Below are 16,703 nucleotides of genomic sequence, written 5' to 3' on the forward strand. Positions count from 1 at the left end.
CACATCGATCATCGCAGCCCGGGTCCCGGTTCCGCCTCGCCGAGGAGGCGCCGTGCAGGGGGTGCTGAGCGGCTTCGCGGTGATCGCGGTGGTGATCGGCGTGGGCTACGCGATCGGCCGACGCGGCTACCTCGGGGACCAGGGCCGGGACGTCCTGACCAAGCTCGCCTTCCACGTCGCCTCGCCCGCCCTGCTGTTCACGACACTCGCGCAGGCCGACCTGTCGGTGATCTTCTCGACACGGCTGCTGGTCACCGCGCTGAGCACGGCGGCGGTGGCGGGGGCGTTCGTGGCGGTGGGAGTCGTACGCCGGTGGGGAGTGGGCCGTACGACGATCGGCGCGCTGTGCGCCGGATACGTCAACTCCGGCAACCTCGGCATCCCGATCGCGGTGTACGTGCTGGGGGACGCCTCGCTGGTGGCGCCCGTGCTGCTCTTCCAGCTGGTCGGGGTGACACCGATCGCGCTGACGGTGCTGGACCTGACGACGGGCGGAGCGAAACGCCCGCTGTGGCAGCGGCTGCTGACGCCGTTGCGGAACCCGATCGCGTTGGGCTCGCTGGCGGGCGTGGCGGTCTCGGCGGCGGGGATCTCGGTGCCCGGCCCGGTCATGGACCCGCTGACTCTGATCGGCAACATGTCCGTCCCGGCGGTGCTGCTCGCCTTCGGTATCTCCCTGCGGGGCAGCACGTTGCCGCTGCGGGGCGCGGAGAAGGGGCCGGTGCTGCTGGCGGTGGGGCTCAAGACCGTCGCCCAGCCGCTGATCGCCTGGGTGCTGGCCGCGGGGGTCTTCGGCCTGCGGGGTGCGGCGCTGCTCGACGTGGTGGTGACGTCGGCGCTGCCCGCCGCGCAGAACCTGTTCACGTACGCGAGCAGCTACCGGGTGGGCGAGGTGCTGGCGCGGGAGGCGATTCTGCTGTCGACGGTGGTGTCGGTGCCGGGGCTTGTGGTGGTGGCGGCGTTGCTGGGCTGAGGGAAGCCGCCGCCGTGAAGCCGAACGGGACCGGTGGTGGTCCACCGGTCCCGTTCACGCGGAAGAAGAAACCCCAGGTCAGGCGATACGTTCCAGCACCACCGGCGACGGCGTGAAGTCCGTCCCCGGCGCGGCGATGTCGTAGGAACCCTCCACCGCCTGGAGCGCGTACTCGAAGCGTTCCGGGGTGTCCGTGTGGAGGGTCAGCAGGGGCTGGCCCTCGGTCACGGTGTCGCCGGGCTTGGCGTGCATCTCGATGCCCGCCGCCGCCTGCACCGGGTCCTCCTTGCGGGCGCGGCCCGCGCCGAGGCGCCAGGCGGCGATGCCGATGTCGTAGGCGTCGAGGCGAGTCAGGACACCCGACGAGGACGCCTTGATCACGTGCTGCTCACGGGAGGTCGGGAGCGGAGCGTCGGGGTCGCCGCCCTGGGCCGCGATCATGCGGCGCCACACGTCCATCGCCGAGCCGTCGGCCAGCGCCTTCGCCGGGTCGGCGTCCTTCACGCCCGCCGCGTCGAGCATTTCGCGGGCGAGGGCGACGGTCAGTTCCACGACGTCCGCGGGGCCGCCGCCGGCCAGGACCTCGACCGACTCGCGGACCTCCAGGGCGTTGCCCGCCGTCAGGCCCAGCGGAGTCGACATGTCCGTCAGGAGGGCCACCGTCTTCACGCCGTGGTCCGTGCCCAGGCCGACCATCGTCGTCGCCAGCTCGCGCGCGTCCTCGATCGTCTTCATGAAGGCGCCCGACCCGACCTTCACGTCCAGGACCAGGGAGCCCGTGCCCTCCGCGATCTTCTTCGACATGATCGACGAGGCGATCAGGGGGATCGCCTCCACCGTGCCGGTCACGTCCCGCAGCGCGTACAGCTTCTTGTCCGCCGGGGCCAGGCCGTCGCCCGCCGCGCAGATCACCGCGCCGACGCCGTCCAGGACGGAGAGCATCTCCTCGTTGGAGAGCAGGGCGCGCCAGCCGGGGATCGACTCGAGCTTGTCCAGCGTGCCGCCGGTGTGGCCGAGGCCGCGGCCCGAGAGCTGGGGCACCGCCGCGCCGCAGGCGGCGACCAGGGGGGCGAGCGGGAGGGTGATCTTGTCGCCCACGCCGCCCGTCGAGTGCTTGTCCGCCGTCGGGCGGGACAGGGACGAGAAGTCCATGCGCTCGCCGGACGCGATCATCGCGGCCGTCCAGCGGGCGATCTCGCGGCGGTTCATGCCGTTGAGCAGGATCGCCATGGCGAGCGCGGACATCTGCTCGTCGGCGACCTCCCCGCGGGTGTACGCGTCGATGACCCAGTCGATCTGCTCATCGCTGAGTTCACCACGGTCCCGCTTGGTACGGATGACGGAGATGGCGTCCATGGCCATGGCTTTCCTTCCGAGGTTCCGGGAAGTGCGCGGCCCCTCTGATCAGTGTCGGGTCAGAGGGGCCGCGGCGGGGAGTTACTTGGTGAGATGGCCCGGGCCGAAGGCCTGGGGCAGCATCTCCGAGAGCGGGAGGATCCCCGCGGGGGTCTCCAGGAGGAGCTCCGGGCCGCCGAACTCGTACAGCAGCTGCCGGCACCGGCCGCACGGGACGAGGATGTCGCCGTTGCCGTCGACGCAGGTGAAGTGCGTCAGCCGGCCGCCGCCGGTGCGCTGGAGCTCGGAGACCAGGCCGCACTCGGCGCACAGGCCGAGGCCGTAGGAGGCGTTCTCCACATTGCAGCCGGAGATCGTGCGGCCGTCGTCGACCAGGGCGGCGACGCCGACGGGGTAGCCCGAGTAGGGGGCGTAGGCGTGGGACATGGCGTCCCGCGCCACCGCCCGCAGGGCCTCCCAGTCGACGGTCACTTGCCCTGTCCCTTCCGGTACGGCAGACCGTCCGCCTTCGGCATCCGCAGGCGCTGCGCCGAGAGGGCGAGGACGACCAGCGTGATGACGTACGGCGTGGCGGAGACGACCTGGTTGGGGACCTCGCTGGTGCCGGCGTACCAGGCGAAGACGAGGGCGCCGACGACCAGGGTGATCACGGCGTTCACGTACTTCTTGCGGATCGCCAGCCAGATGGCCCCGACGACCAGCAGGATCGCGCCGAGCAGCAGCAGGGCGTGGACGTTCTCGGAGCCGCCGCGCAGGTTGAGGCTGTCGGTGTAGCCGAACAGCCCGGCGCCGATGGCGAGGCCGCCCGGCATCCAGTTGCCGAAGATCATCGCCGCGAGGCCGATGAAGCCGCGGCCGGAGACCTGGCCCTCCAGGTAGAAGGGGTTGGCCACGATGGACAGGAAGGCGCCGCCGAGGCCGGCCATGCCGCCGGAGATGATCACGGCCAGGTACTTGTACTTGTAGACGTTGACGCCGAGGGACTCGGCGGCGACCGGGTTCTCACCGCAGGAGCGCAGGCGCAGACCGAACGCGGTGCGCCACAGGATCCACCAGGTGGCGGGGATCAGGGCGACGGCGATCAGGGTCAGCCACGAGACGTTGGTGACCAGGCCGCCGAGCAGGCCGGCGACGTCGGAGATCAGGAACCAGCCCTTGTCGTTGAGGTCCCGCAGGCCGTCGGAGAGGCCCGGCACGGTGAAGTGGCCGAGGGGCTCGACCGCCGGGGACTGCTTGGCGGAGCCGCCCGGGTGGCCCTCGAAGGCGAGGGGGGCCAGGTAGCGGGTGGCGCCGAGGGCGAGGATGTTGATCGCCACACCGGAGACGATGTGGTTGACGTTGAAGGTGACGGTGACGAAGGCGTGCAGCAGGCCGCCGAGGCAGCCGCCGATGATGCCGACGAGGACACCGCTCCACGGGCCCCACTGGAAGCCGGCCCAGGCGCCGAACCAGGTGCCGAGGATCATCATGCCTTCGAGGCCGATGTTGACGACGCCCGCGCGCTCGGCCCACAGGCCGCCGAGACCGGCGAGGCCGATCGGCACGGCGAGCTGGAGCGCGGTGGACATCTGGCTGACGTTGGTGATGCCGTCGGCGCCAGTGATGATGCGGACGAGCGAGGTCAGCGCCAGGGCTCCGGCGATGACCAGCAGCAGCACGGGCCACGACATCCGGCGGCCGGTCGGCGCCGTGGGCTGGAGGGTGGGCTGGTTGACGTCGGTCGCGGTGGTCATCGGCCTGCCGCCTCCTTCGTGTTGTTGTCGGCGCCGAGGACGTGACCGGCGGCCAGTTCCGCGCCGACCCGGCGCTGCTGGCGGCGCAGGCCCCACTCGCGGACGGCCTCGTAGGAGACGACGACCGAGAGCACGATCAGGCCCTGCATGATGACCGCGATCTCCTTGTCGTAGCCGTGGAAGTCCAGCTCGGGCGAGGCCTTGTCGAGCCAGGCCCACAGCAGGGCGGCGAAGGCGATGCCGACCGGGCTGTTGCGGCCGAGCAGGGCGATGCCGATGCCGAGGAAGCCGATGCCGGTGGGGAAGTTCAGGCTGTAGGTGTGGGTGTCGCCCATCAGGATGGGCAGGCCCGCCAGGCCCGCGATGGCGCCGGAGATCAGCATCGCGGTGAGGACCATGCGCTTGGGGTCGACGCCGCTGGCCGCGGCCGCGGTCTCGGAGGCGCCGGAGGCGCGCAGGTCGAAGCCGAAGCGGGTGCGGTTGAGGACGACCCAGTAGCCGATGCCGAGCAGTACGGCGAGGACGACCAGGCCGTAGATCTCACCGGCCGCGCCCAGGTCGATGCCCGGGATCCAGCCGGAGGAGTGCATCTCGCCGGTGGTGTTGTTGTTGCCGACCTTGACGCCGAAGACGTCCGGCAGCCACAGGTAGGCGATCACGGAGGTGGCGATCGCGTTGAGCATGATCGTCGCGACGACCTCGCTGACGCCCCGGGTGACCTTGAGGACACCGGCGATGCCGGACCAGAAGGCGCCGACGAACATCGCGGTGAGCAGCAGCAGCGGGACCTGGAGGAAGGCCGGCAGGTTGGCGTGGGCGCCGACGATGGCGGCCAGCATGGCGCCGAGCTGGTACTGGCCGTCGACGCCGATGTTGAACAGGTTCATCCGGAAGCCGATGGCCACCGCGAGGGCCGCGATGTAGTACAGCGTGGCCTGGTTGATGATCCGGACCTGGATGTCGGAGAAGGAGGCCTGCTCGAACATCACGGCGAACGGCTCGACCGGGTTCTTGCCGGAGGCGATCAGCACGATGGCGCTGAGCGCGAAGGCCACGGCGAGCGCGATGACCGGCCCGGCCACCGCGAGGAGCACGCGCTCCTTGTCGAACTTCTTCATCAGCGGGCCTCGTCTTCCGGAGACTCAGGAGACTTGCGGATCTCGGGAGACGTACCGGTCTCGGGGGTCTCTTCGTGTTCCAGGTGGCCGGTGGCGGCACCCGTCATGGCGGAGCCCAGCTCCTCGGGGGTGATGGTGGCCGGGTCGGCGTCCGCGACCAGCTTGCCGTTGTAGATCACCCGCAGGGTGTCGGACAGGCCGATCAGCTCGTCCAGGTCGGCGGAGATCAGCAGCACGGCCAGGCCCTCGCGGCGGGCCTCGCGGATGTGGTCCCAGATGGCGGCCTGCGCGCCGACGTCCACACCGCGGGTGGGGTGGGCGGCGATCAGGAACTTCGGGTTGTGGCTCATCTCGCGGCCGACGATCAGCTTCTGCTGGTTGCCGCCGGAGAGGGAGGCCGCGGTGACGTCGATGCCGGGGGTGCGGACGTCGTAGTCCGTGACGATCCGGCGGGTGTCCTCCTGGGCCGCCTTCGGGTCCAGCCAGACGCCCTTGGCGTTGGGCTTCTCGGTGACATGGCCGAGGATGCGGTTCTCCCAGAGGGGGGACTCCAGGAGCAGGCCGTGGCGGTGGCGGTCCTCGGGGATGTAGCCGATGCCCTGCTCGCGGCGCTTGCGGGTGGCCCAGGCGGTGATCTCCTCGCCCTCCAGGGCGATGGTGCCGGAGTCGGCGTGGCGCAGGCCGATCAGCGCGTCGACCAGCTCGGTCTGGCCGTTGCCCTCGACGCCGGCGATGCCCAGGACCTCGCCCGCGTGGATGGTGAAGCTGATGTCGTCGAGGATCGCCTTGCCGCCGGGCGCCTCCAGGCGCAGCTTGTCGACGGTGAGCACCGGGCGGTCGGTGACCGTGGACTCGGCGGTCTCGGGGGTGGGCAGCTCGCTGCCGACCATCATCTCGGCGAGCTGGCGCGGGGTGATCTCGGAGGGGACGGCCGTGCCGACCGTCGTACCGCGCCGGATGACGGTGATGTCGTCGGCGACGGACAGGACCTCGCCCAGCTTGTGGGAGATGAAGATGACCGACAGGCCCTCGGCCTTCAGTTCGCGCAGGTTGTCGAAGAGCGCGTCGACCTCCTGCGGCACGAGCACGGCGGTCGGCTCGTCCAGGATCAGGGTGCGGGCGCCGCGGTAGAGGACCTTGAGGATCTCCACGCGCTGGCGGGCGGCGACGCCGAGCTCCTCGACCAGGAGGTCGGGGCGTACGTCGAGGCCGTACCGCTCGGAGATCTCCTTGATCTTGCGGCGGGCCTTGCCGCCGATGCCGTACAGCTTCTCGCTGCCCAGCACCACGTTCTCCAGCACGGTCAGGTTGTCGGCCAGCATGAAGTGCTGGTGGACCATGCCGATGCCGCGGGCGATGGCGTCGGCCGGGCTGTGCAGGGTGACCTGCTCGCCGTCGATGGTGATGGTGCCCTCGTCCGGCTTCTGCATGCCGTAGAGGATCTTCATCAGCGTCGACTTGCCGGCGCCGTTCTCGCCGACGAGGGCGTGGACGGTGCCCTTGCGGACGGTGAGGTGGATGTCGTGGTTGGCCACGACTCCGGGGAATCGCTTGGTGATCCCGGCGAGTTCGACGGCGGTCGCCTGACCGTTGACCGCCGCTCCGGCCGGAGGGCTGCTGGACGCGTTGATGGCGCACTCTCCTGGGGACGGGGGTCGTCTACGCGCGTAGCGCCCCTACGGCATACAAAGGGGCCGACGCACCGCGACAACGGGGTACGGGGAGACAGCCTCCCCGTACCCCGTTGAGCGGACGTAACCCCGTGGTTACACGCTGCTCAGGGTGTTGCGGATGATCAGCTGCTCTTGACCTTGATCTCGCCGCTGATGATCTTCTCCTTGGCGGTCTCGACGGCTTCCTGGACCTCGGCGTCGTCCGCGAACTTGGGGTTGGAGTTCGACAGGCTCACCTCGCCGGACTTCAGATCGCCACGAACGATACCGGTCTGGGGCTTGCCGTCCTCGACCGACTTCGCCAGGTTGTAGACCGCCTTGGCGACGTCCTTCATCGCCGAGGTGAGGATCCAGTCCTTGTACTTGGCGAGGGCTTCCTGCTTGTACTGGTCGGAGTCGACGCCGATCGCCCACACCTTGTTGGCGGCGGCGGCCTCGATCACGCCCTGGCCGGACAGACCGGCGGCCGCGTAGACGACGTCGGCCTTCTTCTCGATCTGGCCCTCTGCGGCCGTCTTGCCCTTGTCCGGGCTGGAGAAGCCACCCTCCTCGGCCGTCTGGGTGAGGTACTGGGAGAGCACCTTGGCCTTGGGGTTGGTGTCCTTGACGCCCTGCTCGAAGCCCGCCTGGAACTTGTGGATCAGCGGGATGTCCACACCGCCGACGAAGCCGACGACGTTGCTCTTGGTGCTCTTGGCGGCGGCGACGCCGGCCAGGTACGAGGCCTCCTCCTCGGAGAAGACCAGGTCGGCGACGTTCTTCGCCTGGACCGTGGAGTCGTCCACGATGCCGAAGGTGGTGTTCGGGTACTTCTCGGCGGCGCCCTTGACGGCGGCGGCGTACGCGTAGCCGACACCGACGACCGGGTTGTAGCCCTGCTTGGCCAGCGACTCCAGGCGCTGCTGCTTGTCGGCGTCGGTCTCGCCCTCGGTGGGCTCGATGTCGGCCGTCTCGTAGCCGAACTCCTTCTTCGCCTGCTCCAGGCCCGCGTACGCGGCGTCGTTGAAGGACTGGTCACCCTTGCCGCCGACGTCGTACGCGATGGCGAGGCCCTTGTCGCTGTCGGTGGACGAGCCGCTCTCGGTCGAGGTGCCGCCGCAGGCGGACAGAGCGAGGGCGAGGGAGGCGGTCGCTGCGCCTGCGACCGCGATGCGGGAAACCCGGCGCATGTGTGGTGCTCCTGTCGTACAACGCGCCGCACGGTTCAGCATCGGCGCTGGCTTCGCCGCAGATTAACGCGCGTAGACCTGCCTGAAAACCCCTTCTGTCCACCTTGTTATCCGCCCGTGGCCAACGCCACCCGGGGGCCCGGGTGAAGGCTTGCCGACCGCAAACAAGGGGTGGCGGTGGGTGACCTGGATGGAAAAGCAGAAGCGGGCGGGGCCCGTGGGGCGCCCGCCCGCTTCGAGTTGCTACGACCGGGTTCGCCCGTTCAGGGGGGCGGTGCGGTCGCGAGGTGCGCCGTCACCCGGTCACTCGGTGTTGACCTTGATCTCGCCGCTGATGATGCCTTCCTTGGCCTTCTCCACGGCGTCCTTCAGGCCCGCGATCTTCCCGTACTCGGGGTTGCTCTCGGACAGGCCCACGCCGTTCACCTTCAGGTCGAAGGTCTGGGTGCCGGTCAGCGGCTTTCCGTCCTCGACGGACTTGGCGAGGGCGTAGACCGCGCCGCCGACGTCCTTCAGGGCGGAGGTGAGGATGTACTGCTTGTACGCCGCGAGGGCTTCCTGCTGGTACTGGTCGGAGTCGACACCGATGGCCCAGACCTTGGCCTTGGCAGCGGCCTCGATGACACCCTGCCCGGAGAGGCCGGCCGCCTGGTAGACGACGTCCGCCTTCTTCTCGATCTGGCCCTCGGCGGCGGCCTTGCCCTTGTCCGGGCTGGAGAAGCCGCCCTCCTCGGCGGTCTGGGTCAGGTACTGGGAGAGGACCTTGACCTTGCCGCCGCTGGTGTCCTCGACGCCCTGCTTGTAGCCGGCCTCGAACTTGTGGATCAGCGGGATGTCCACACCGCCGATGAAGCCGACCGTGTTCGACTTGGTGGCCTTGGCGGCGGCGACACCGGCGAGGTAGGAGGCCTGCTCCTCGGCGAAGACGAGGGAGGCGACGTTGTCGCCCTCGACGACGGAGTCGACGATGCCGAAGGTGGTGTCGGGGTAGTCCTTGGCGACGGCCTCCATCGCGGGGCCGTACGCGAAGCCGACGCCGATCACGGGGTTGTAGCCCTGCTTGGCGAGCGACGCCAGGCGCTGCTCCTTGTCGGCGTCGGTCTCGCCCTCGGTGGGCTCGATGTCGGCGGTCTTGTACCCGAACTCGTCCTTGGCCTTGGTCAGGCCGGCGTAGGCGGCGTCGTTGAACGACTGGTCGCCCTTGCCGCCGATGTCGTAGGCGATGGCGAGGCCGAGGTTCTCCTTCTCGCCGTCGCCGCCAGCGCTCTCACCGCTGGTGCCACCACAGGCCGAGGCGGCGAGCGCGAGCGACGCGACCCCCACCGCGACGCGGGTCAGTTTGGATATCCGACGCATCTGAAGTTCCCCATTCTCCAAAGCCCCGCAGTGGGTGCTCGGTTCGGCGCACATTAACGCGCGTAGACACTCCAGGGAACGGGGTTCCGCGTGGCTGTTATCCATTCGTGCCGGTGGCTGGTTACGCGTGGGTGAACCACCGGATCGAAAGGTGTGCTTGGGACATATCAAGGCTGCAACGGCGCTGCGCTGGGCACAAGCGGGGCGGGTGCGGTGGGGTGAGGTGGTTGCTCGACGGCTCGGCTTCGCCATCGCCCGGTCGGGTTCCCACCCGCACCACCCGTGCGGCAATCGCGGTCGGGTGCGGGTGGCCCCCGTGGGGCTCGTTCGCCGTCGGCGGCCGCGGCGAATCCGCACGGGCTGGGCGGTGGGGGCAGAGCGATGGCGCGGCCGAGACCGGCGGGCCGGGCACGGCGGGCCGGGCACGGCGGCTGGGTGCGGAGGGGAAGCCGCCGACGGCGGCACGCCGCGCGGGGGCCACCCGGGCCTGGCGACGATTGCCGCGTGGGCGGTGCGGGTGGGGAACCACCGCGCGCGGGCGGAAAGCCGCCGACGGCGAGGACCGCCCGCGGGGGCTACCCGCACCCGACCACGATGGCCGCACGGGCGGTGCGGGTGGGAAACCACCGCGCACGGGCGGAAAGCCGCCGACGGCGAGGACCGCCCGTGGGGGCCACCCGCACCCGGCCACGATGGCCGCACGGGCGATGCGGGCGGGAAACCACCGCGCACGGGCGGAAAGCCGCCGACGGCGAGGACCGCCCGCGGGGGCTACCCGCACCCGACCACGATGGCCGCACGGGCGATGCGGGTGGGAAACCACCGCGCACGGGCGGAAAGCCGCCGACGGCGAGGACCGCCCGCGGGGGCTACCCGCACCCGACCACGATGGCCGCACGGGCGGTGCGGGTGGGAAACCACCGCGCACGGGCGGAAAGCCGCCGACGGCGAGGACCGCCCGTGGGGGCCACCCGCACCGGGCCACGATTGCCGCACGGGTGGTGCGGTTGGGAGACGAATGCGGCCGACGGCGAAGCCGAGGCCGTTGAGCCGCACCGCCCCCGGAGGGCTCAGTGGCCGCCGTCGAGCAGCGCCGCCGCCGTGAAGAGTTCCACGCCTACCGTGATCGCGTGTTCGTCGACGTCGAAGTCGCCCTGGTGGAGGTCGCGGACGGTGCGTTCGCCGGGGGTGCGGACGCCGAGGCGGGCCATGGCGCCGGGAACGTGCTCCAGGTACCAGGAGAAGTCCTCGCCGCCGAGGCTCTGCTCGGTGCCCTCGACGGAGTCGAGACCGCGGCGGATGGTCATGGCGTCGCGGAGCAGCTCCGTGACCCCCGGGTCGTTGACGACCGGCGGGACGCCCCGGACGTAGTTGATCTCGGACTTCGCCCGGTGCAGCCCCGCGACCTCGTCGATCGCGGCGTGCACCAGGTCCGGCGCCTGCCGCCAGGCCTCCAGGTCGAGGCAGCGGACCGTACCGGACAGCTCGGCGTGCTGCGGGATGACGTTCGGGGCGTGGCCCGATTCGATACGGCCCCAGGTGACCGACAGGCCGCTGCGGGCGTCGACCCGGCGTGCGACGATCGCCGGCACGTCGGTGACCACCCGGGCCGCCGCCGTGACCAGGTCGGTCGTCAGATGCGGCCGGGCGGTGTGCCCGCCGGGGCCGTCGAGGGTGACCTCGAGCCGGTCGCAGGCCGAGGTGACCGCGCCGTGCCGCAGCCCGATGCGCCCGGCGTCGACGCGCGGATCGCAGTGGACGGCGATGATCCGGGCCACCCCGTCCAGCACCCCGCCGTGCTCGATGGCGTCGGCGGCGCCGCCGGGCAGGACCTCCTCGGCGGGCTGGAAGAGCAGCCGGACCGGGTGCGGCAGGAGACCCTGCCGGTGCAGGTCGGCGAGGACCAGTCCGGCGCCGAGGACCACCGTGGTGTGGACGTCGTGGCCGCAGGCGTGGCAGCGGTCGGGCACGGTGGAGCGGTAGGCGCACTCCGTCTTGGCGTCCGGGATGGGCAGCGCGTCGATGTCGGCGCGCATCGCCAGCATCTCGGGGCCGCCGCTCCACTGGCCGCCGTCGGCGCCGATGTCACAGACGAGTCCGGTGCCGCCCGGGAGCACCCGCGGCTTGAGCCCGGCCTGCTCCAGCCGGGCCTTGATCGCCTTGGTGGTGCGGAACTCCTGGTTGCCCAGCTCGGGGTGCATGTGCAAGTCACGTCGGAACGCGACGAGTTCCGCACGCAGCGACTCCGGCAGGGTGCCGGGCAGCATCGCTTCCCCGGAGAGATCGGCCTCGGACTCCAGTGACATCAATTGCTTCACCCTCTGAAGGGTAGGACGCCCGGATGGCCAACTGTCCCGAGATCAACAAAAGTTCAGCCCGTTAGGGGAAGAAAACCTGGCCGCCGAGCGCATAGGCGTCGGGTGGGGTGGGTAAACTCGCGCGACTCGGCCGACCGCGACGCCGTCCGGGCCGGTACAAGACCCACCCACTTCTCCACGGATACCACGCCCTGCCCCACCCACGCTCAACTGTTCACCCACCGGAACGGGCCCCGGCGCCCGCGCCCGACGCCTACACCGCCTGTACCGCCTGTACCGCCGAGAGCCGGTGCACGTCGCGGGCCGTTCCCGTCACGCCGTCCAGGAAGCCCTGGGCCCGCGGGGAGGCGGTGCGGGTGAGCCAGGCGGGGTCGATGTCGCAGACGGCGACCCGGACCTCGGTGCCGGCGAGGGCGAGCGGCAGGGTGTGGACGACCGTCGAGGGGAAGCTGAGGATCGTACGGCCGATCGGGCCCCGGCGGGCGATCAGCTCCAGCGGGAGGTCGGGGCGGACGACCTCCAGGCCGGTCTCCACGGCCAGCCGGTGGAGTTTCTCGGCGCTCTCCCGGCGGTGGGCGAAGTAGCGCAGGGCGCCATGGGTGTGCGCCAGGGAGCGTACGGCGGTCAGGTAGCGGTCGCCGTCCACCACCCCGGTCTCCACCAGCGACGTACCGACCATGTCGGCGCCCTTGGTGATGCGGGGCGGGCCGAAGCGGGCCCGGGTCCAGGAGAAGTCGTTGGCCCGGACGGTCACCCCGCCCGGGGTCTCCTCGATGGGCATCGAGGAGAAGACCTCGACCCGGCGGTCCTCGGCCGGGGTGAGGCGGCGCCGGGCGGAGGAGGAAACGGGGGCGAAGGCCAGGTCGCGCGGGCCGGGGCGGGTGCCCTTGCGGTGCCAGCGGACCAGGCGTTCGCCGCGGGCCAGCTGGGTGACGAACTCCATCGTGGCCGTGCCGTCGTCCACGACGACCAGGTCACGCGCCCGGGTGATGGTCAGCAGCAGCTGGACGTAGCGGGAGAAGGGGTCCCCCATGACGATCCGCCGGGCGCGGCGCAGCGGTCCGGTCAGCCCGCCGACCGTCTGGAAGGGTGCCAGCGCGCCGCCGCGCGCCTCCTCCCAGCGGACCTCGTGGCCCTCCTGCCGGGCCAGCTCGGCCATCCGGCGCAGCTGACCGCGGGTCATCGGGTCGATGGGCGACAGGACCACCAGGGTGAGCCCCGCGCCGGGCGCGTGGGCGTGCGCCCACTCCAGCACGTTCAGCAGCTGTACCGGACTCTCGACGAAGGCGAGGGTGTCAGGTCCGGCGTTCTGGCCGGCTTTCCCGGCGCGGGGGCTCATCGGCGTACGACCGTCCCGTCGTATGGGGGGTTGTAGGGGTTCGGCTGGTTCAGACGGTGACCGGCTCGCCCGCCGCCGCGGCGATCTCCGCCTCGGCGACCACGCCGGCGACGCGGCGCAGCTTCTTCATCGGGCCCAGCTCGGACTCGTAGACCTTCTTCACGCCGTCGCCGAGGGAGGCCTCGATGGTGCGGATGTCGCGGACGAGGCGCGTGAGGCCCTGCGGCTCGACGGAGGCGGCCTGGTCGGAGCCCCACATGGCGCGGTCGAGGGTGATGTGGCGCTCGACGAAGACGGCGCCCAGCGCGACCGCGGCGAGCGTGGTCTGGAGCCCGGTCTCGTGGCCGGAGTAGCCGATCGGGACGTTCGGGTACTCCTTCTCCAGCGTGTTGATCACGCGGAGGTTCAGCTCCTCGGCCTTCGCCGGGTAGGTCGAGGTGGCGTGGCACATGAGGATGTTGTCGGAGCCGAGGACCTCAACCGCGTGGCGGATCTGCTTCGGGGTCGACATGCCGGTGGAGAGGATGACCGTACGGCCCGTCGCGCGCAGGGCGCGCAGCAGCTCGTCGTCCGTCAGGGAGGCCGAGGCGACCTTGTGCGCCGGGAGGTCGAACTTCTCCAGGAAGGCGACGGCCTCGGTGTCCCACGGGGACGCGAACCAGTCGATCCCCTTCTCCTTGCAGTACTCGTCGATCTGGCGGTACTCGTCCTCACCGAACTCCACGCGGTGGCGGTAGTCGATGTAGGTCATCCGGCCCCAGGGGGTGTCGCGCTCGATGTCCCACTGGTCGCGCGGGGTGCAGATCTCCGGCGTGCGCTTCTGGAACTTCACGGCGTCACAGCCGGCCTCGGCGGCCACGTCGATGAGCTTGAAGGCGTTCTCCAGCTCACCGTTGTGGTTGATGCCGATCTCGCCGCAGATGTAGACGGGGCGGCCCGGGCCGACCTCGCGCGAACCGAAGCTGCGGATGCGGGAGTTGGTGCTCATGGCAGAGATGTCCTTACTTGGTGAGGGAATCGAGAGAGGGTCCGAGAATCCAGCCGGCGATCTCTCGGATCGCGCCGTCGCCACCGGGCACGGTGGTGACCGCGCGTGCGGCGCCGCGCACGACGTCGTGGGCGCTCGCGACCGCCACGGGCCAGCCGACGAGGGCGAAGCACGGGAGGTCGTTGACGTCGTTGCCGACGTAGAGCACGCGCTCAGGCGCGATGCCCTGCTCCTCGCACCACTGCTTCAGCGCGAGGTCCTTACGGTCGATGCCGTGCAGCACGGGAATCTGCAGCTTCCGTGCGCGGGCGGCGACGACCGGGTTCTGCTCCGTGGACAGGATCAGCATCTTCAGGCCCGACTTGCGCAGGGCCGCGATGCCGAGTCCGTCGCCGCGGTGCACGGAGACGAACTCCCGTCCATCGGCATCGATCAGCACCCGGTCGTCGGTCTGGGTGCCGTCGAAGTCCAGTACGACCGCGTCGATGTCGTCCGTGGTCGGGAGGGCGCCGGGCCGGTCCGCGTCGAACAGCGGGGCCAGGGCGCGGGCGCGGGCGAGGTCGTGCGGGTCGTCGATCTCCAGCACGCGCGCGGGGTCGGTGCGCACCAGTTCCGTACGGCCGAAGAAGCGGTGCTGGTGCTTGCGGAAGCCGGGCGCGTCCATGGCGTAGGCGGCGCCGGTCTCCAGCAGGTCCTGGGGGCGGTCCTGGCGGCGGGGGCGGAACGCCTTGTCGTGGTTGACGCCGTAGCCGCCCTCGTCGTCGGCCGCGTCTGCGGCGTCCTCGGCGTCTCGCCAGATGAAGCCGTGGAACGGCGCGACCGTGACGGCGGTGTCGGCGCCGTTCTCCACGACGGCCGCCGCGACCCCGTCGACGTCCTCGCGGGTCAGGAACGGGCTGGTGCACTGGACCAGCAGCACCACGTCGACCGGGGAGCCGTGCAGCGCCTCGTGGGCGTCCATGGCGTGCAGGACGGCCGCCTCGGAGGTGGCCGTGTCACCGGCGATGGCGGCGGGTCGCAGCACGACCTCGGCGCCGCCCGCGCGGGCGGCCTCGGCGATGGCCTGGTCGTCCGTGGACACCACGACGTCCGTCACCAGCCGGCTCGCCCGGCACTCGCGGACCGCGCGGGCGACCAGAGGTATCCCGCCGACCGGGGCGAGGTTCTTCGCGGGCACGCCCTTGGAGCCGCCGCGCGCGGGGATCACCGCGAGCACCCGGCGCATGGTGGCGCCTTCGCCCGCTTGCGGGTGGGACATGGGCTCTACTCCTTGGGGTGCGGGCGCCGGTGCGGGTGCCGCCACGGGTGCGGGGCTCACAGCTCGCCCATCCGCCGGATCACGGGAGCCACCCGCTGCACGCCGTGCCGGTAGGCGCCGCGCGCCGCTCGGCGGACGATCTGGCGGACCGGGCCGGGCTCCTTGTCGTGGGCGGGGGCGCCGGGCAGCGGGGTGCCGTCGGGGCCGAGGTGGTGGCGGGCGAGGATGCCGGGCAGATAGCCGGGGGCGGTCGCCGGTGTGTAGTACGGGGTGAGCGGCGGCAGCGCCTCCGAGGCCAGCAGCTTGGCGATGCGTTCGCGGGCCGCGTCGAAGGCGGTCGCGTACGAGCCGTCGGCGGCGACCCCCTGCCGGGCCACCCAGTCGGGGTCCGGCGTGGGCCGGTGGCCGGCGTCGAGCTGGTCCCAGGAGGCGAGGCAGCCGGAGCCGACGAAGTGGTGGTTGCCCAGCACCTCGCGGACGCCGAGGTCGGTGAGGACGACGGTGGGGATCCGGCGGTGCAGGGATTCCAGGGCGGCGGTGGAGCTGACCGTGACCAGCAGGTCGGTGCGGTCCAGGACCTCGCCCATGTTGCCGTAGACCAGCCGGAAGTTGGGCGGCAGATCGAGCTTCTGCGCCAGCTTCTGGTACGGCAGCTCCTCGATGTGCGTGGTGTGCTCGCCGGGCTTGGAGCGCAGCTTGAGCAGCACCTCGCGCTCGGGGTGCAGCCGGGCGTGCTGGACCAGCCGGTTGAGCAGGTAGGTGCGGTCCTTGCGGCTGTCCGGGACGGACGGCTGGGCGGCGAACACGACCGTGTACGGGTCGTGTTCACCCGCGTAGGGCGCGCCGCCGAGGAACGGGAGTGCCACCTCGGTCACGGCGGAGGAGTCCGCGCCGACACCGTCGTAGACGGCCCGGAACCGCTCGGCGTCCTGGCGGGAGTTGGCGAGGACGAGGTCCGCGCCGTGCCGCAGCAGCAGGCCGTCGGCGAGCTTCTCGTAGACGACGCCGACGTAGCCGGTGACGACGACGGGCCGGGTGGCCCGGTCCTCCCACACACGCTTCAGCCCGTGCAGCATCGCCTGGACGCCGCCGCCGACCAGGGCGAGGACGAGCACGTCGTACGACTCCTGCGCCATGGTGCGCAGGAACTCGACGGCGGTGACCTCGCGCAGGGAGTCGGCGCGGACGCCCACCTCGGCGAGCTGGCGCGGGGTCGGAGTGGCCCGGCCGCGCAGCAGGTATCCGTCCAGGACCGGAGCGACTTGCGCCCCTTCCGCGGGGGCGGTTTCCATGGACGGGCCCGGAACGATGCGGTCCGCGGTCAGCGCACCCCATTTCCAGCGGGTGTCGGAGTCCGCGAGTACTGCGATGCGTGGGGGCTTCGTTGTACTTGGTGGCACGTCCAAGACGCTAGGAAGCAAT

General features: G+C 71.2%; 13 protein-coding genes. 1 reads left to right on the top strand and 12 read right to left on the bottom strand.

Features of this window, described 5'->3' with window-relative positions; all coding sequences use genetic code 11:
- The first annotated feature begins 52 nt into the window (after positions 1-52).
- A complete protein-coding gene (locus tag ACZ42A_RS08340; protein WP_468526390.1) occupies positions 53-973 on the top strand; it encodes an AEC family transporter in 921 nt (306 codons plus the stop codon).
- A 78-nt stretch (positions 974-1,051) separates the two neighbouring features.
- Here ACZ42A_RS08340 and ACZ42A_RS08345 read toward each other — a convergent pair whose 3' ends face one another.
- The 12 genes from ACZ42A_RS08345 to ACZ42A_RS08400 form a co-directional block, all read right to left on the bottom strand.
- The gene (locus tag ACZ42A_RS08345; protein ID WP_468526391.1) at positions 1,052-2,335 is read right to left on the bottom strand and encodes a thymidine phosphorylase; all 1,284 of its coding nucleotides are present in this window, start codon (positions 2,333-2,335) and stop codon (positions 1,052-1,054) included.
- A gap of 75 nt (positions 2,336-2,410) precedes the next feature.
- On the bottom strand, positions 2,411-2,800 hold the full coding sequence (locus ACZ42A_RS08350) for a cytidine deaminase (protein ID WP_468526392.1): 390 nt from the start codon (positions 2,798-2,800) through the stop codon (positions 2,411-2,413).
- The gene (locus ACZ42A_RS08355; RefSeq protein ID WP_468526393.1) at positions 2,797-4,062 is read right to left on the bottom strand and encodes an ABC transporter permease; all 1,266 of its coding nucleotides are present in this window, start codon (positions 4,060-4,062) and stop codon (positions 2,797-2,799) included. The genes ACZ42A_RS08350 and ACZ42A_RS08355 overlap by 4 nt, the downstream gene beginning before the upstream one ends.
- Complete coding sequence (locus ACZ42A_RS08360) at positions 4,059-5,180, bottom strand: ABC transporter permease (RefSeq protein WP_468526394.1); 1,122 nt, start codon at positions 5,178-5,180, stop codon at positions 4,059-4,061. The genes ACZ42A_RS08355 and ACZ42A_RS08360 overlap by 4 nt, the downstream gene beginning before the upstream one ends.
- Positions 5,180-6,811 carry an ABC transporter ATP-binding protein gene (locus tag ACZ42A_RS08365; RefSeq protein ID WP_468526765.1) on the bottom strand — a complete coding sequence of 544 codons (1,632 nt, stop codon included), beginning with the start codon at positions 6,809-6,811 and terminating at the stop codon, positions 5,180-5,182. The genes ACZ42A_RS08360 and ACZ42A_RS08365 overlap by 1 nt, the downstream gene beginning before the upstream one ends.
- 164 nt (positions 6,812-6,975) lie before the next feature.
- Positions 6,976-8,022, bottom strand: a complete 1,047-nt coding sequence (locus ACZ42A_RS08370) for a BMP family lipoprotein (protein ID WP_468526395.1) — start codon at positions 8,020-8,022, stop codon at positions 6,976-6,978.
- Between the two features lie 303 nt (positions 8,023-8,325).
- Positions 8,326-9,378: a BMP family lipoprotein gene (locus ACZ42A_RS08375; protein ID WP_468526396.1), complete on the bottom strand. Its 1,053-nt coding sequence runs from the start codon at positions 9,376-9,378 to the stop codon at positions 8,326-8,328.
- Between the two features lie 1,070 nt (positions 9,379-10,448).
- Positions 10,449-11,684, bottom strand: a complete 1,236-nt coding sequence (locus tag ACZ42A_RS08380) for an amidohydrolase (protein WP_468526766.1) — start codon at positions 11,682-11,684, stop codon at positions 10,449-10,451.
- Between the two features lie 265 nt (positions 11,685-11,949).
- Positions 11,950-13,035, bottom strand: coding sequence for a hypothetical protein (locus ACZ42A_RS08385; RefSeq protein ID WP_468526397.1), 1,086 nt, complete (start codon positions 13,033-13,035; stop codon positions 11,950-11,952).
- A gap of 49 nt (positions 13,036-13,084) precedes the next feature.
- Positions 13,085-14,023, bottom strand: a complete 939-nt coding sequence (locus ACZ42A_RS08390; protein ID WP_468526398.1) for an N-acetylneuraminate synthase family protein — start codon at positions 14,021-14,023, stop codon at positions 13,085-13,087.
- A gap of 13 nt (positions 14,024-14,036) precedes the next feature.
- Positions 14,037-15,281 (bottom strand): cytidylyltransferase domain-containing protein, encoded by a 1,245-nt coding sequence (locus ACZ42A_RS08395; RefSeq protein WP_468526399.1) that lies wholly within the window; start codon positions 15,279-15,281, stop codon positions 14,037-14,039.
- A 56-nt stretch (positions 15,282-15,337) separates the two neighbouring features.
- Complete coding sequence (locus ACZ42A_RS08400) at positions 15,338-16,681, bottom strand: DUF6716 putative glycosyltransferase (protein ID WP_468526400.1); 1,344 nt, start codon at positions 16,679-16,681, stop codon at positions 15,338-15,340.
- Positions 16,682-16,703 lie beyond the last annotated feature (22 nt).

This window comes from Streptomyces sp. NPDC030838 (assembly GCF_055572035.1).

What these genes read in the sequence shown, in the direction of transcription:
- ACZ42A_RS08345 (WP_468526391.1), bottom strand. Translation starts at nt 2,335, where the DNA reads ATGGCCATGGACGCCATCTCCGTCATCCGTACCAAGCGGGACCGTGGT.
- ACZ42A_RS08355 (WP_468526393.1), bottom strand. Translation starts at nt 4,062, where the DNA reads ATGACCACCGCGACCGACGTCAACCAGCCCACCCTCCAGCCCACGGCG.
- ACZ42A_RS08360 (WP_468526394.1), bottom strand. Translation starts at nt 5,180, where the DNA reads ATGAAGAAGTTCGACAAGGAGCGCGTGCTCCTCGCGGTGGCCGGGCCG.
- ACZ42A_RS08370 (WP_468526395.1), bottom strand. Translation starts at nt 8,022, where the DNA reads ATGCGCCGGGTTTCCCGCATCGCGGTCGCAGGCGCAGCGACCGCCTCC.
- ACZ42A_RS08375 (WP_468526396.1), bottom strand. Translation starts at nt 9,378, where the DNA reads ATGCGTCGGATATCCAAACTGACCCGCGTCGCGGTGGGGGTCGCGTCG.
- ACZ42A_RS08380 (WP_468526766.1), bottom strand. Translation starts at nt 11,684, where the DNA reads ATGTCACTGGAGTCCGAGGCCGATCTCTCCGGGGAAGCGATGCTGCCC.
- ACZ42A_RS08385 (WP_468526397.1), bottom strand. Translation starts at nt 13,035, where the DNA reads ATGAGCCCCCGCGCCGGGAAAGCCGGCCAGAACGCCGGACCTGACACC.
- ACZ42A_RS08390 (WP_468526398.1), bottom strand. Translation starts at nt 14,023, where the DNA reads ATGAGCACCAACTCCCGCATCCGCAGCTTCGGTTCGCGCGAGGTCGGC.
- ACZ42A_RS08395 (WP_468526399.1), bottom strand. Translation starts at nt 15,281, where the DNA reads ATGTCCCACCCGCAAGCGGGCGAAGGCGCCACCATGCGCCGGGTGCTC.